Source organism: Candidatus Enterovibrio altilux, assembly GCF_002381345.1.
GTDB lineage: Bacteria > Pseudomonadota > Gammaproteobacteria > Enterobacterales > Vibrionaceae > Enterovibrio > Enterovibrio altilux.
This window is the reverse complement of the sequence record NZ_CP020661.1, coordinates 92,670-108,901: the sequence shown is the minus strand read 5'-3', so window position 1 is coordinate 108,901 and position 16,232 is coordinate 92,670. Positions and strand designations below refer to the sequence as shown.

Below are 16,232 nucleotides of genomic sequence, written 5' to 3'. Positions count from 1 at the left end.
TATACACATCTATTGGGATTATTGTGGAAATCTAAGTGCATTGGCTTAAGAAACACCTTAAAGCATTAATTATTATTACTGCTATTCTTATCGCTTACTTTTCTCAAGTCACAATGTCAGATTGGTTGGTTAAAAAGAAAATCAGGAAAGACATTACTGCTTTTTCCCAGTTGTATACCAGCTTATATAGACAAAGTTTTGAACAAATGCGAGAATTATCAGAGCAACTTATGTTTATTTGTGATCGCAGTGATATTGAACTCATGAGTCAAGCAAAGATGCGTAATATTTTTGTTGATTATGTTGATTTACACCTAGAGAATAGCCAGTCTTGTTCTATCTACAATAATAATCGTGCTGACCGAAAACTGATGATGTTTCCAGAGAGCGAGCAGCTAAATTTCGACAATATGTCTATTATTTTGAGCAAAAATCAATTTAAAGAAATGCATTTTAATCGTAATGGCGGCATTTTACGCTTTGCTTTTCAACAACCTCGTAATTTTTTGACTAACTGTGACCATTGCCTATTTATAATAGTGGATGTCAACGGTAGAAATATCCAGCTTTACTCCCAAACTAATGAACCATACAAAGAAATATATAATGGGACATTAAATAATGGAATAGGAGCAAAACTCTATATTAACGAACGAGGCGTTGAATTCCTTGTAGGAAATTTGGTCAAATTTTTTGCTATTTTAGTGGTACTTTTAGGTGTACTGCTCGCCGTGGGGATTGAACTCAATCAACCTGATTATAAAGGGCTTAACAGTTTACTGAACGATGCAATTGAGTCTAATGTGCTAATTCCATTTTATCAGCCTATCGTTATGCCTGAGGGAGGTAAGTACAAAGTTGTAGGCGCAGAAGTCTTAGTACGTTGGTTAGCTGAAAATGGTGAATATATTCCCCCTAGCTCTTTTATTCCTATTGCTGAGCAAAATGGCACAATTGACAGAATCACTGATCAATTAATTGACAATGTACTTGCTGATATTCAGATGCTTAACTTACCTGAAAATTTTTTCATGAGTGTGAATGTCTCGCCTAGCTATTTGGAAAAGACCGATACGGCGGACAAGCTTCTTAATAAAATTGCGGCTGTAGGATTAGATCCTCATGTACTGTCATTAGAAATAACAGAACGTACGAAGTTTAGTGATTTACACAAAGCGGCAGCCTGTATTGAAACTCTGACAGCTAAAGGGATTTCTATTAAGCTTGATGACTGTGGAACGGGATATGGCGCCTTTTCGTATCTACACATCTTGAATATTGATACGATTAAAATTGATAGAATGTTTATAACTAGTATTGGGTTGGCAGACTTTAAAAACAATATATTAGGGGCAATCCTAGCGTTTGCAAGAGAATCAAATCTCCATGTTGTTGCTGAAGGGATAGAAACTAAAGTACAAGCTGACTATCTTATTAAAAATGGTGTCGAAATGCTACAAGGTTCATATTTTGCAGATCCCGTTCCTTTTGAATCCTTTAAATTTAAACAGATTACTACGAACAAAGATAGCATTTTTTAGAGGCTGTATTTCCTAATTCTAGTTTAAATAATAAATTCAAGCATGATTCATTAAAGTTTGATTATACTGCATCCAGTTAATTATTTTGTAGCGAAGCTTGTTCATCAGCCTAAACATTTAAATGAGCATAGCTGCTTAGAACGTCAATTACTAATTTCATTCCTTGATTTAAAAAACAGAGTCATAAAGTCAAGTTGAAGTTAAAAGACTGTCAATTGTAGGAAAAGTTATGAACTTATTTAATTTTTTCTAGCTTTTTCTGATATAATAGCGCAGACTTTGTGCCTCATTTGTCGAGGCCCGTAGCGTTAGTTGCTGTTACAGAGAGTAGGATAGCACTGATTTATATTGCAGTGATCCTGTATTAGTAAAAGATAACAGTGCGAAACCGCTTACAGGGGCCCCGTTACTTTATTCAATATGTTGGGATCTCAATGCACGATACTGTATCTATTACTGAATTTCGTCAGCTCGCACTAGATGAAACTCTTCTTTCCGCTTTGAATTCAATCGGATTCATGTCGCCTACCCCTATTCAGGCAGCTTCAATCCCTATTCTATTAACAGGTGTTGATGCACTAGGTAAAGCACAAACTGGTACTGGTAAAACGGCTGCATTTTCATTACCTGTGTTGAATAAACTTGATTTAAGCCAATATAAGCCACAAGTAATAATTATGGCACCTACTCGTGAGTTGGCTATTCAGGTTGCAGCAGAAATTAAACTTCTTGGCCAAAGAATTGCAGGTTTAAAAGTGCTAGAGATCTATGGCGGCGCTTCAATCATTGAACAAATGCGTGCTTTACGTTCTGGCGTACACATTGTTGTTGGTACTCCAGGTCGTGTTAAAGATCTTATTAAGCGTGATCGTCTTCAACTTGACGAAGTAAAAACCTTTGTTCTTGATGAAGCGGACGAAATGCTAAAAATGGGTTTTATTGATGACGTCACATGGATAATGGAACAAGCACCCATTACTGCACAACGTGTGTTGTTCTCTGCGACCATGCCTCCAATGGTTAAAGAAATCGTTAACCGCTTTCTTCGCGAACCTGCACGTATTGATGTTGCTGGTAGCAACCAAACAGTTGAAAAAGTTGAGCAACAATTTTGGATTGTTAAAGGCGTAGACAAAGATGAAGCAATGGATCGGCTACTTGAAACTGAAGAAATTGATGCATCTATCGTATTCGTGCGTACTCGTCAAGATACTGAGCGTCTAGCAGATTGGCTACAAGTACGCGGTTTCAAAGCAGCTGCACTGCATGGTGATATCCCACAGTCATTACGTGAGCGTACTATTGACCATATTAAACGAGGCGTAATTGATATTTTAGTAGCCACTGATGTTGTTGCACGTGGTCTTGATGTTCCACGTATCACGCATGTGTTCAACTATGATATTCCATTTGATGTTGAGTCATACATCCACCGTATAGGTCGTACTGGTCGTGCCGGTCGCACTGGTAAAGCGATCCTATTGGTTCGCACCAATCAAATCCGTATGCTGCGTACCATTGAACGTGTCACGTCTACTAAAATGGGAGAAATTCAACTTCCAATGCGTAATCAAGTAACTGCTGCACGTCTAGCGGCACTAGCGAACGATCTAGCTAAACAGAAAGAGTCTGACAACTTGGAAGTCTTTATAAACTTAATTGAGAAGCTTCAAAAGCAAATAGAAGTTGACACTGTAACACTTTCTGCGATGTTGCTACAACGTCAACAAGGTAAACGTCCGTTGTTCTACACTGGCTCCGATCCAATGATTTCTGTGATTGAGCATGAAAGGAAGCGTCGTGACAACCGTGGACCACATTCTGATAACTTACGTCGACGCTATAATGCTGATGATTGGGATATTTACCAATTGCAAATTGGTCGTGAGCAAGGCATTCAAGTTAAAGATATCGTTGGTGCAATTGCTAATGAACTTGGTCTTGAAAAAAACTCTATCGGTTCAATTAAACTAGCAACTGGACACACTTATGTGCAGCTCCCTAAAAAGATGCCTAAAGAACTATTAGGTCAACTAAAGCAGCTACGTATTCTTCAGCAAGCAACCGAAGCACAGTTGATTGAAGGGCATGTGAACATGGAACCATCACGTCGTCGTAACACTGGTGATCGTAATAGCAATGCAAGTAACGGTGGACGTCGTTTTGATAATAACGGTCCTCGTGGTGGCCAGCGGAATAACCGTGGGACTTCGCGTGGTGAAAGTGAGCAACGCCGTGTGAACCATGACCGTGGTAGTTATAGTTATTCATCATTCAGAGGGTAACATTGTCACGCAAACGCATAAATGTTAAAAAGAGTCAGCTATAGTTGACTCTTTTTTCTGTTTGTTGTCTTTCCTAAAGCAGGAAACAAAAACCTATTTGAACTCAAAATTAGATAATAAAGCTGGTTATGTATTAAATGGATAAACTTCTGAATCAATGGAAATGCATAATAGAGTGATTGGGAGATACATTGAACGAAAGTATCATCTTTAAATTATAATCACCTATTGAATGCACTAACTGAAAAATAATTGGATTTTTAGTTAGTGTTGAATGGAGTTTTGTTTCTGAATTCAAGTTCAAATAACAAATCCCAAAATGATTAAACAATCATTTTTATTTTAGGTATGCCTAGCACAGCCAGCTTATTTAGCGCTTTTATCATGCCGTAAGTCTCACTAATCCTAGCATTATGATCTCTGAAGCTCAATGTCCCTCCGAGGAGTTTTTTGACTCAAAATATTATCGCTTCTAAGAGGGAACGTTTATGGTAACCATACCTCGTTTTACAATACTGATTGGAACTATCTAACTTCTGGTAACTAACCACTAAATTGCACGGATAACATCGATTTTAAAAAATTATTATTTTTTAGGTGGTATGAGTGGAACCGCTCGTTTAATACGAATCGTTTCGTAATATTTTCTGGTGCCATAAGCACTATTTACTGATATTTCATTGATTTTTAACGAGTTACTTTGAATAAATCAGATGCCACTTCACCGTCTTGCACCAAACTCACCGTTTTCCATCAGTGCAATTTTTTTTATTTTCTATTCTCCTTTATCGTAGACTTTGAGCCCCGTAGAATCAATGGCTAAATCGCTAAGTAAACGAGGTCTTCCATGATTATCCTGCTTAGTTTAAGTCCATAGCTAACTAGCTTCTTCATCAATGCAGAGTATTAGTTAACCCAATCGAGTGAAGTTTGATTATACTGCTTCCAGTTAGTTATTTTATAGCGAAGATTATTCATAGACTCGAATATTTAAGTGAACCTAACTGTTTAGAGTATTGATTGAAAATTTAGTTCTTTAATTTAAAAAATAAAGTCGATTACCATCACCGTTACCTAGCAAAAACAGCAACCGTTAGAGTCAAAAAACTACTCGAGGAGACATTAAGCCTAAGGGATTACACAGCTCAAATTAGCAAAATTGACGCAATGATAAAAGTGTTACATAAGCTGATAGAGTTAGGATGCTTAAAATGAAAGCGATCATTTAATAGTGCATCATGGTGAAATTTATTATTGTAACTCAGATCCGGAAATAAAGCCGTGAACTCTAGTTTAATAAAGTGTATTTTACACCCTAACAAACATATTGCCTTTTGAAATGTTTAGAAGTACATAGAGAGTACTTTTTTATGGTGGATTCTATGTAACATACTCTAATCTATAAACGGACTTTTATTATAATATTATTTTTGGTCTTACTTTGTAGCTGTGCCATCGGTGCTATTAGATTCAATCACGATAAAAACTGCATTGACACTATCTTAAACCCAAACTCTATCCCACAGACAGCGAGTGGCTCGCTGGCTATTCAATGAGGGTCATCAAGAATCGTATCGTTTCACGCTACATTGACGAAAAGTATTTTATATTTAGACATAAAATCGCCCAATAATACACCACTATTTTAATTTATTATTTTTTTACATTGGCTACTATCATCAATAACTTGGGTCGGATAAAAAAGTTACTTCTAAGTTATTTTTTGGGCTCACAATCATCGCTTTACAGGATGGCATGACAGCAATTTTTAATTGCGATTCATGTAATCCCGCTGATTGTTTGCTCTACATTTTGCATATAAATAATGGATTGTGTTTTTACCTCAACAATCACAGCAAAATAAAGTCTAAAAATGTTAATGATTCCTGATAAACATAATTTTTAAAAATTGGTCTTTTGGAGAAACCATGTTTGAAGCTATGAAAGAAGTGCTGGTTGCCATTTGGCATCAAGACTTCAACGCATTACTAACCCCTGGCAGTGCAGCCTTAATATATATACTCGTCGCTATTTTGATTAGCTTAGAAAGTGGCTTTTTACCTGCAGCACCACTGCCATGTGACAGCATTGTTATCTTAGTAGGAACGCTATCTAGCGTAGGCGTATTGGAGCCTATCATTATTTTTCCTTTGCTGATTATTTCTGCGTCTGCAGGTAGTTGGCTCGCTTTTCTTCAGGGACGTTGGCTTAATAAATTACCGTTTGTGCAGTCTTGGTTATCCAAAGCACCCACAAAACAAATGCTGACTGTGGATACATTGCTTTGTCGTCATAGTCTTGTAGCCCTATTTGCTGCACGGTTTGTGCCTGTGGTACGATCCATTCTTCCAATGATGATGGGAATGCGAGTTCATGAAGAGCCCCGTTTCCATTACTTCTCGTGGTTGAGTGCAAGCTTATGGGTAGGTTTACTTGCGGGAGTTGGTTTCATATTACCAGTGCTACCTGAACCGATTAGCCGCATCGTCACTATGGGGTTGATGGCTGCACCTCTTATCACTCTGAGCATAGTTATTATTACAGCTATTACGTGGAAAATTCGTAAGGCACTGCAAACAAAATTGAAGTTGATCTAAAAAAGTCTTTATATATTGACCTTAAAGGGCTTTGTTTCTTAATTTAAATTCATATAGCCCCTCTCAATACGATGAGCTATGCAACACTCACTTTTATTCTATGCATACCTAGCTCCGTCAGCTTATTTAACGCTTTTATCATGGCGTAGGTTTCGTTACTCTGAGCATTGTGCTCCTTCAGGGTCAATATTTTTTAAAAAATTTTTTAACTTGAAATATGGCCGTCTTTGATAGGGAATGTTTATGGTAGCTATACCTCGTTTTTCAAAAATTACTTCTTTTCTTGGCAATGTGAGTGAAACCGCTCGTTTAATACGAACGATTTCACAACGTTGAGTCTAAAGGAGCACAATGCTCAGAGTAACGAAACCTACGCCATGATAAAAGCGTTAAATAAGCTGACGGAGCTAGGTATGCATAGAATAAAAATGAGTGTCACATAGCCTATCATGTTAAGATTTATAGTTTGCATTCGCAATAAAAAATAAAACCTTGCAGATTTCCCATTCGTATTAAAAATACACTTTCAACCATGAGAGCCGTCAAATTACTTCTTATCGTTTTTCTTTTTTTGCTCAGCTATTACTGACTCGGCAATGCTGTTAGGACATGCTGCATAGTGTGCGAACTCCATAGAGAACTGACCACGACCTGATGTCATAGTACGCAGGGTACCTATGTAACCAAACATTTCTGAAAGAGGGACATAACCTTTGATACGAATACCAGTAACACCAGCTTGTTGATCTTTGATCATGCCGCGACGACGGTTAAGATCGCCGATAACATCACCAACATGGTCACCCGGAGTAAACACGTCAACTGTCATAATTGGTTCAAGAAGCTGTGGACCAGCTTTTGGCATAGATTGACGGAATGCTCCTTTCGATGCTATTTCAAATGCTATTGTAGATGAATCAACTGCGTGGAAACTACCGTCATATAACTCAACTTCAACGTCCATTACTGGGAAACCAGCCAGAGGACCAGTCTGCATCATTGATGCAAATCCTTTTTCAATTGCAGGCCAAAATTCTTTAGGAACATGGCCGCCAACAACCACTGACTTGAATGTGAAACCAGTGTTCGCTTCACTTGGTTTGATACGGTAATCAATTTTACCGAACTGACCAGAACCACCAGATTGCTTCTTATGCGTGTAACTATCTTCAATAGCTTTAGTAATAGTTTCTCGATATGCAACTTGTGGCTTACCAATAACCAGATCAACACCATATGTACGTCTAAGGATATCAACTTTGATATCTAAGTGAAGTTCACCCATACCATGAAGAATGGTTTCACCAGTTTCTTCATCAGTTTCAACTTTGAACGTTGGATCTTCTGCAACCATTTTACCGATTGCAATACTCATTTTTTCAGACCCACCTTTGTCTTTAGGAGAAACAGCAATTGAGATAACTGGAGTAGGGAAGATCATTGGCTCAAGTGTACACTCGTGGTTAACATCACACAGAGTATGACCTGTCTTAACGTTCTTCATACCTACTACAGCGATAATGTCACCTGCTTGCGCAAAAGCCAGTTCGTGACGCTCGTTCGCTTGCATTTCAACCATACGCCCGATACGTTCAGTCTTACCAGTTGTACTATTAAGAATAATATCTCCTTTATTTAGTTTACCAGAGTAAATACGAATAAATGTCAAAGCACCGAAACGATCATCCATAATTTTGAACGCAAGCGCTTTTAATGGAGCATCAGCAGAAACAATCGCAAATTTGCCATTTTGCTCGCCAGTTTCTGAATTAATCAGTGGCTGAGGATCCACTTCTGTGGGAGCTGGCAGATAATTAACAACTGCATCAAGCACTAACTGCATCCCTTTGTTTTTAAATGCTGAACCACAGTACGTTGGGAAAAAAGAACAAGTACGTGTACCCGCTCGGATACAACGCTTAATGTCTTCGACAGATGGCTCTTCGCCGTCCATGTACGCCATCATAAGATCATCTTCTTGCTCTACAGCCGTTTCAATCATCTCTTCACGGTACATTTCGACGTCGTCAATCATGTCTGCAGGAACATCAGTAACTGTGTAATTTTCAGGAAATCCGGTGTCATCCCACACGTATGCTGTACGGTCAAGAACGTCTACAATACCCACGAAATCATCTTCACGACCAATGGGAAGTGTCATAATTAGTGGCACTGCACCTAGAACGTTTTTAATTTGATCAACAACATTAAGGAAATCTGCACCCATACGGTCTAATTTATTTATGAAAATAATACGTGCAACTTCTGAGTCATTCGCATAACGCCAATTAGTTTCCGACTGCGGCTCAACACCACCAGAACCGCAAAAAACACCGATACCACCATCAAGTACTTTTAGTGAGCGATAAACTTCGACGGTGAAGTCAACGTGTCCCGGAGTATCAATAACATTAAAACGGTAGCCTTTCCAAAAACAACTTACCGCTGCTGACTGAATGGTAATTCCACGTTCAGTTTCCTGTTCCATGAAATCGGTAGTAGATTCGCCATCGTGAACTTCACCAGTTTTATGAATTTGACCAGTAAGCTTTAGGATACGCTCGGTAGTTGTGGTTTTACCCGCATCAACATGCGCAAAAATACCAATGTTTCTGTATCTACTTAGATCTATCATTGTTCATCTCTATAAACAATTGCTGGCTTATATAAGGACGAAGATTATAGCAGGCGTTGTCACGTAAAGAAACATGTATACCAGTCATCATTGAAGATGCTGGATTTCTTAATGATTCAGAATCATAATGTAGATTATGAAGATTACTCTAACTAATAATCACAAATAAAATTCAAAATCCAGCATAATAAAACGCATGATAATCGAGTGAATGTCGTATAATAGCCATATTTTTTATATTAAAAGGTTAGCATTTTGCGATAATTTTTTAAAATTTTACGTTTCCAAGAAGCAATAGTTCTACGTTACCGTAAAGATTACGAGCAGTCTGAGCAACTAAAACCTTAAAATGATGGCTTAAATAGCTATTTTTTTACTGCTGAAACAATGCTCCTTGTTGAACACTTCAGTAAGCTCATTGGTCACCATACCTATCAAATTGTTGACTGTGTTGATGAGCAGTTTAGGGTGCCATGCACAGCAGCTGGAATAAACCAATGACCTTGTCATAATACGTTTAGTTATAAGATACCTAAAGTTATTCCCTAGACGTTTGATGCAGAAAACTAAGAAAATTTTATTTTCATTAAGCTTTTTTCCCTAATTTAAGTTTAGATAGTAAATTTCAATATGATTAATAATTAAACAATTGCTTTTGTTTTAGGCATGCCTAGTCCGGTCAGCTTATTTAATGTTTTTGTCATGGTATAAGTTTCGCTAATTTAAATATTCTGATCTCTTAAGTTCAAGGTTCCTCCCAGTATTTTTTTCACTCGAAATATTGTCGTCATTGATCGGAAACGCTTATGGTAACCATACCTCGTTTTTAAATACTGATTTGAACCGTATAACTTCTGGTAACTAACTGCTAAATTATACGAATGATCTCATTTTTAAAAAGTTGCTCCTTTTTTGGTGGGATGCGTGACACTGCTTGTTTAATACAAACGGTTTCGTACCATCATCTAGTATGCAAGCACCATCGGCTGATATTTCATTGATTTTTAAACGGGTCTGTTTGAGCAAGTTAGGTTCCTCTTCACCATCAGTAACATTTGATGCACTTAACTCAGCAGCAATGATTTCACACACAAAAAACGTTGGTGGTATCGTTTACCAGCTACTACAAGTTTTCAAAGTATAATAAATTTTCTAAACTGATGTTAATAGGGCAACGAAACACAGCCTGGGAAAGCTCGTTTATTTTATGACTTAGCCGTTATGGAGGTCCTCATGATGAAATGCGTATCTTCAATACCATTGAGAGGTCTGCAAAAATTCATTAATTATGTTTTCAAATTTATTCAACTGCCGTTTGCCATGTCCTTACTATTCATGCATTAGCAAACGAGCCAAAACAGTTAGCGTCACGTTCAAGACGAAGAACAAAGCAATGATCCTGCACTTAGCCATGAACAACACCATGCTTTTTAACTATTTTTGTATATTAATAAAAAATATTTCACGTTAATAGTAGGTATATTAGCCGTCATGAAAAGAGGTATTTTACACAAAAATAATTTATCGAATATACAACAAAGACCTATTTTAGGACTTGGTTAAGAAAAGCAACGTAATATCCGACGAGTAAAAGGGATTAAAATGCCACTAATCCTTAAACGAGCAGCTTTATGTGAATGCTTGTATTATCATCCATTAAGCATAAACAAACGTTCTTCTAAATTACCTTTGAAATTGCCTCTACGCTCGATTTCGCATCGCCAAACAACATAACAGTATTTTCTTTAAAGAACAGTGGGTTTTGTACTCCAGCATAGCCAGTATTCATAGAACGTTTGAATACGATAACATTTTTAGCATTCCACACTTCAAGTACAGGCATGCCAGCAAGTGGACTATGTGGATCTTCCATTGCTGCTGGGTTAACCGTGTCGTTTGCGCCTATAACAAGAACAGTGTCTGTTTGAGAAAAGTCTTCATTTATTTCGTCCATCTCCAAAACGATATTGTATGGCACTTTTGCTTCTGCTAGCAGTACGTTCATGTGTCCCGGTAAACGACCAGCTACAGGGTGAATACCAAAACGAACATTAATATCTTTAGCACGTAATTTTTCAATCATCACATTTACCGGACATTGCGCCTGAGCAACCGCCATACCGTATCCAGGAGTGATAATCACAGAACGTGACTCTCTCAGCATTTCTGCCGCATCTTCCGTGCTAATTTCCCTGTACTCACACTCTTCTTCATCGCTAGATATTGTAACCGTCTTGCCAAAACCACCCACAACAATGCTAATAAATGAGCGGTTCATTGCCTTACACATGATATAAGATAAAATTGTGCCAGAAGAACCTACCAATGCACCCGTTATAATAAGCAGATTATTTGCAAGCATAAAACCGGCAGCCACCGCCGCCCAACCTGAATACGAATTAAGCATTGATACTACCACTGGCATATCAGCTCCACCGATAGAAGCAACTAAATGATAACCGAAAGCAAATGCAATGAGTGTCATTATAATCAAAGCAAATATGCTGCCATCGGCTCTCACGAAATAAATTAATAGCGTGATTGAAGCCATAATCGCAGCAAAATTCAATTTATGTTTATAAGGAATATCTAGTGCTATAGAAGGGATGATCCCACGTAGTTTACAAAATGCAACGATAGAGCCAGTAAAAGTTATTGCACCGATAAACACGCCCAAGAACACTTCAATCATGTGAATAACATGTTCAGCATGTGCATCTTCCAGATTAATCAGTTCAATTGTTGGTGGATTAATGAAGCTATTATAACCTACCAGTACGGCAGCCATACCAACAAAACTATGCAGCATCGCAACAAGTTCCGGCATTTCAGTCATTTCAACGTGCTTAGCGTAGTTGATCCCGATACCAGCACCTATAACCATAGCAATAATAACCCATGCCATCCCTGCTGAGTCAGGCCCAAAAATCGTTGCTATTAATGCAATAGCCATACCTGAGATGCCGAAGTAGTTACCTACACGCGCAGACTCTTGTTTCGAAAGACCAGCCAAACTCAATATGAAAAAGAGAGCAGCAACAATATATGCTGCTTGTCTTAAGCCTTCAGACATTACTGACCACTCCTACTTATCTCTACGGAACATCTCAAGCATTCGTTGGGTCACTGTAAAACCGCCAAATATATTAATACTGGCAATCAAAACGGCAATAAACGCAAGAAACGAGACAATACCATTACCCTGACCTATTTGCAGAAGGGCACCTACAATAATAATACCTGAAATTGCATTGGTTACTGACATTAACGGGGTGTGTAACGCATGATTAACGTTCCAAACGACATAATAACCAATAATACAGGTTAAAACAAATACGGTAAAATGAGACAAAAAAGCTACGGGTGCAACAGAAGCTAGCCAACCAAATACTCCCACTGCTACTGAGAGCATTGTGACCCTTTTAACACAAGACATAGGCTTTTTAACTTTCGCTTCTTTGGTCACAGATTTAGATTTTACTTGTGATTGAGCAGAGATTGGCATCAGTGGCGCAGGCCACGTAACTTCACCTTCTTTAATAACAGTAACTCCACGAAGTATGAGATCTTCAAAATCAATATTAATATCTCCACTCTTCTTTTTGCAGAGTAACTTCATTAAATTAACCAAGTTAGTACCGTATAGCTGAGAAGATTGAGTAGGTAGACGACTAACCATATCGGTATAACCGATGACTTTCACACCATTATCAGTTAAAATAATTTTATCAGCTTCCGTGTATTCACAGTTACCACCATTTGCTGCAGCCAAGTCAACAATTACACTACCAGATTTCATTGAGTTAACCATTTTTTTGGTAATTAGCCTTGGTGCAGGATGACCAGGAATAAGAGCAGTTGTAATGATGATATCAACGTCTTTCGCTTGCTCAAAGCATAGCTCGGCTACTTTACGGTTGAAATTATCAGATATCTCTTTTGCGTACCCATCTCCACTACTGGCTTCTTCTGTGAAAGAAACTGGCAAAAAATATGCACCCATACTTTCAACCTGCTCTTTGACTTCATGACGAACATCAAATGCACTAACGATAGCTCCAAGACTACTCGCAGTGCCGATCGCTGCAAGACCAGCAACACCAGCTCCCATTACAAACACTTTTGCTGGCGGCACTCTGCCTGCAGCGGTAATTTGGCCAGTAAAAAAACGACCAAACTCATGCGCGGCCTCCACAACCGCACGGTAACCAGCAATATTTGCCATCGAGCTCAAAGCATCCATTGCTTGAGCCCGAGAAATGCGTGGTACCGCATCCATCGCGAGAACGTTAATATTTTTGGCAGCAAGCTGTTCCATCAATACCGCGTTTTGAGCAGGCCAGATAAAGCTAATCAGTGTCATTCCTTCTTTCAAACGCTCAAACTCATTAGTTTTTTCGAGCTTAATTGGTGCATTAACTTTGAAAATGATGTTTGATTGCCAAACGGCTTCAGCATCAACAACTCTAGCTCCTGCTTTTTCAAAAGCAGCATTATCAAAACTAGCAAGCAATCCCGCATTACTTTCAATAACAACATCAAAGCCCATATTTATTAGCTGCTCTACCGTTTTTGGCGTAGCAGCAACTCGAGTTTCATACGCAAGTATCTCTTTTGGAACGCCAATCTGCATAGTTAGTTCCCGATTTTTAGCAACATAAGTAAATTACTTGTAACAAATTGTAAGTGCTTAATCAAGATTGCTATAGGTAAAGAGACCCAAAACAATCAATAATTAAATATTACATAAAATTATACTAACGAGTTTTAGTAAATCAATAATGGACACAGGTCACACCTCTTCCTGCTTTGTTTCCTCAATTAAAGGCAGTACGCAAACCTATTGCTGTAAGCAGCACCACTTTAATACGGTCACATACTCCACTATTACGAGCCTTATCGTGCTAGATTTTAAGCTTTTATTTTTAGCGCTTAGTTAAAAATTTTTTAATAACTTTCGCTCATTTATTCGTCACGTATTAAGCATACCTAGTCTTGTCAGCTTATTTGATGATTTTATCATAGCATTGGTTCCACTAATCTGAGTTGTGTGATCTCTTAAAATCAATGCACCTACCAGCAGTTTCTTGACTCGAAAAATTGTTCTGCTTACTAGGGAACGTTTATAACGATCAGTTTTATTTCCTCAATCTGGGAACTAAGTTGCCAATCAACACTCTAAACAACTAAAATAATTTAAGCTAACTTAAATATACCAGTCTATTAACACACTTTACTACAAAATAACTAATTGAAAGTAGCATAATCAAGTTTTAATCAATCGTGGCCCACTAATATTCTGGATTGATGAAAAAGCCATTTAGCTACGAAATCAAACTAAGCAGGGTAATCATGGGAGACATCGTTTATTTAGTGACCTAGCCATTACGACAACTCTCATGGTCAAACTCGTATTTTCAATGTTATTGAGGGGTCCGCAAAAATTTATTAATTCTGTTTTCAAGCTTGCTCAATGGTCATTGCCATGCTCTCATCATTCATGCATAAGTAAGCTAGCCAAAGCAGGCCATGCTCAAGACGAAGATTGAAGGAGTCATCCAGTACTTTTTCATTGATTCTACGGGCTAAAAGTATACGGTGAAGATGTATAGCAAATAAAAAAGCATGACACTGATGGGAAACGGAGAGTCTAATGCAAGTTACATTTAGCGGTAGATATGAATACACATCAAATCATTACTGCTAAGTTAAGTGCATCAAATGTGACTGACGGTAAAATGATACTAAACTTCCTTGAACAGACCCGCCGAAGAATCAATTCAATATCAGGTGATGCACCTTACGACAACCAGATAATATTGCGAAACCATTCGTATTAAACGGGAGGTTCCATTCATTCTCACCACGAAAAAGAACGACTTTGGGAAACCGAGATTGTTCGCGTCATTCAGTGGTTAGTGATCAGAAGTTATACGGTTCAAATCAGCATCAGGAAATGAGGTATAGCTACCATAAACGTTCTCTATCAGGGACAGCAGTGTTTCGAGTCAAAAAACCGAGGGGAAGGATATTGAGCTTAAGGGATCACATTAACAAAATTTAAGCCATGATGACAGCGTTAAATAAGCTGATAGGACTAAGTATATCTAAATTAAAAGTAGGAAATAAAGCTCTTTTGCAGTAAAATTATCCATGAACCTGAATATTTAAGTGAACCTAGCTGTTTAGAGCATAGATTGATAATCTAGTTCCATGATTCAAAAAATACACTTTATATTGTAATAAAAATAATATTTCACGTCAAGGGTAACTACAATAATCTCTATGAAAAACGAATTTTTTGCACGATAAATAACCTTTTGAATGCATGACCACATTTTTAAGCTAATAACTGTGTAAAATTACTAATTCTTGTATGCTAGGAAGAAAGTAAATAATGAATAATCAGCATGAACAAAAACACATTGCTGTATTTGGTAGCGCATTTAATCCGCCTAGTCTTGGACATTTAAGTGTTATTAAGCGCCTTTCTCATTTTGATACTGTTTTATTGGTTCCGAGTGTTGTGCATGCTTGGGGTAAAAAAATGGCAGATTTTGATAAGCGGTGCGATTGGGTCAATGAATTTATTACGGACGTAAATATTTCCAATGCTTTTCTTTGTGCAGATGAGCGTGATATTTCAAAAAATACATTGGTCACTACCTGGATATTACTTAGTCATCTTCAAAATCAATATCCATGTTCATTACTTACGTTTGTTATAGGGCCGGATAATTTTTTAAATTTTATGAAGTTTTACAAAGCCAAAGAAATCATAAAAAAGTGGAGTATTTTAACGTGCCCTGAAACGGTCAAAGTGAGAAGCACGCACATCCGTGATGCACTTCAGAGAGGAGAAGATATTTCTTCATTAACAACCCCAAGATTGGTAATAACACTGGAAAAAAAAGACTGCTTATAATCCTCCCTAACCCGCAAAAATAATATTAATTGTAAGCACAGAACTATTTTGTACCGTATTCAGTCGTTTATAATATTATATTCCTAATAATTAATATTTTAGTGACGCTGTAACATTTGCTTGCGGTCTATCTCTCTGCCTTTACCCCCCTCTCAATAGCTTTATTTCCTAATGAGAGTTCAGAGAGCAAATTTTAACATAATTCACTATTAGACAATCGCTTTCGTATTAGGCATATTTAAGATAGTT

Annotated in this window: 8 protein-coding genes and 4 pseudogenes; 7 read left to right on the top strand and 5 right to left on the bottom strand. The window is 37.7% G+C overall.

Annotated elements, in window-relative coordinates; translation table 11 throughout:
* Window positions 1-35 precede the first annotated feature (35 nt).
* The 3 genes from BTN50_RS07170 (at window position 36) to BTN50_RS07155 (ending at window position 6,423) form a co-directional block, all read left to right on the top strand.
* Complete coding sequence (locus tag BTN50_RS07170; protein WP_096619620.1) at window positions 36-1,541, top strand: EAL domain-containing protein; 1,506 nt, start codon at window positions 36-38, stop codon at window positions 1,539-1,541.
* 434 nt (window positions 1,542-1,975) lie between these two features.
* On the top strand, window positions 1,976-3,826 hold the full coding sequence (locus tag BTN50_RS07165) for a DEAD/DEAH box helicase (RefSeq protein WP_096619619.1): 1,851 nt from the start codon (window positions 1,976-1,978) through the stop codon (window positions 3,824-3,826).
* A 1,928-nt stretch (window positions 3,827-5,754) separates the two neighbouring features.
* The gene (locus tag BTN50_RS07155) at window positions 5,755-6,423 is read left to right on the top strand and encodes a DedA family protein (RefSeq protein WP_096619618.1); all 669 of its coding nucleotides are present in this window, start codon (window positions 5,755-5,757) and stop codon (window positions 6,421-6,423) included.
* 76 nt (window positions 6,424-6,499) lie between these two features.
* Here the strand turns inward: BTN50_RS07155 and BTN50_RS12460 are convergent.
* Window positions 6,500-6,687: pseudogene (locus BTN50_RS12460) on the bottom strand (IS5/IS1182 family transposase); the annotation flags it as partial.
* Between the two features lie 68 nt (window positions 6,688-6,755).
* On the opposite strand from BTN50_RS12460, the pseudogene BTN50_RS09565 reads away from it, so the two are divergent.
* Window positions 6,756-6,866 (top strand): annotated as a pseudogene (locus BTN50_RS09565) (IS5/IS1182 family transposase); the annotation flags it as partial.
* A 104-nt stretch (window positions 6,867-6,970) separates the two neighbouring features.
* Here the strand turns inward: BTN50_RS09565 and fusA are convergent.
* Together fusA and BTN50_RS12455 are read right to left on the bottom strand one after the other, a co-directional pair.
* Window positions 6,971-9,058: an elongation factor G gene (gene fusA / locus BTN50_RS07150; protein ID WP_096619617.1), complete on the bottom strand. Its 2,088-nt coding sequence runs from the start codon at window positions 9,056-9,058 to the stop codon at window positions 6,971-6,973.
* Between the two features lie 873 nt (window positions 9,059-9,931).
* Window positions 9,932-10,150, bottom strand: coding sequence for a hypothetical protein (locus BTN50_RS12455; RefSeq protein ID WP_201260745.1), 219 nt, complete (start codon window positions 10,148-10,150; stop codon window positions 9,932-9,934).
* Between the two features lie 96 nt (window positions 10,151-10,246).
* Here BTN50_RS12455 and BTN50_RS11460 point away from each other — a divergent pair.
* Window positions 10,247-10,496 (top strand): annotated as a pseudogene (locus BTN50_RS11460) (transposase); the annotation flags it as partial.
* A 240-nt stretch (window positions 10,497-10,736) separates the two neighbouring features.
* Here the strand turns inward: BTN50_RS11460 and pntB are convergent.
* Both pntB and BTN50_RS07135 read right to left on the bottom strand, forming a co-directional pair.
* Window positions 10,737-12,131, bottom strand: a complete 1,395-nt coding sequence (gene pntB / locus BTN50_RS07140; protein WP_096619615.1) for a Re/Si-specific NAD(P)(+) transhydrogenase subunit beta — start codon at window positions 12,129-12,131, stop codon at window positions 10,737-10,739.
* 12 nt (window positions 12,132-12,143) lie between these two features.
* A complete protein-coding gene (locus tag BTN50_RS07135) occupies window positions 12,144-13,691 on the bottom strand; it encodes a Re/Si-specific NAD(P)(+) transhydrogenase subunit alpha (RefSeq protein WP_096619614.1) in 1,548 nt (515 codons plus the stop codon).
* 643 nt (window positions 13,692-14,334) lie between these two features.
* Between BTN50_RS07135 and BTN50_RS07130 the strand changes: the two are divergent.
* Window positions 14,335-15,119: pseudogene (locus BTN50_RS07130) on the top strand (IS5 family transposase); the annotation flags it as partial.
* Between the two features lie 336 nt (window positions 15,120-15,455).
* Window positions 15,456-15,983: a nicotinate-nicotinamide nucleotide adenylyltransferase gene (locus tag BTN50_RS07125; RefSeq protein WP_096619613.1), complete on the top strand. Its 528-nt coding sequence runs from the start codon at window positions 15,456-15,458 to the stop codon at window positions 15,981-15,983.
* Window positions 15,984-16,232 lie beyond the last annotated feature (249 nt).

What these genes read in the sequence shown, in the direction of transcription:
- BTN50_RS07165 (WP_096619619.1), top strand. Translation starts at nt 1,976, where the DNA reads ATGCACGATACTGTATCTATTACTGAATTTCGTCAGCTCGCACTAGAT.
- BTN50_RS07155 (WP_096619618.1), top strand. Translation starts at nt 5,755, where the DNA reads ATGTTTGAAGCTATGAAAGAAGTGCTGGTTGCCATTTGGCATCAAGAC.
- fusA (WP_096619617.1), bottom strand. Translation starts at nt 9,058, where the DNA reads ATGATAGATCTAAGTAGATACAGAAACATTGGTATTTTTGCGCATGTT.
- pntB (WP_096619615.1), bottom strand. Translation starts at nt 12,131, where the DNA reads ATGTCTGAAGGCTTAAGACAAGCAGCATATATTGTTGCTGCTCTCTTT.
- BTN50_RS07135 (WP_096619614.1), bottom strand. Translation starts at nt 13,691, where the DNA reads ATGCAGATTGGCGTTCCAAAAGAGATACTTGCGTATGAAACTCGAGTT.
- BTN50_RS07125 (WP_096619613.1), top strand. Translation starts at nt 15,456, where the DNA reads ATGAATAATCAGCATGAACAAAAACACATTGCTGTATTTGGTAGCGCA.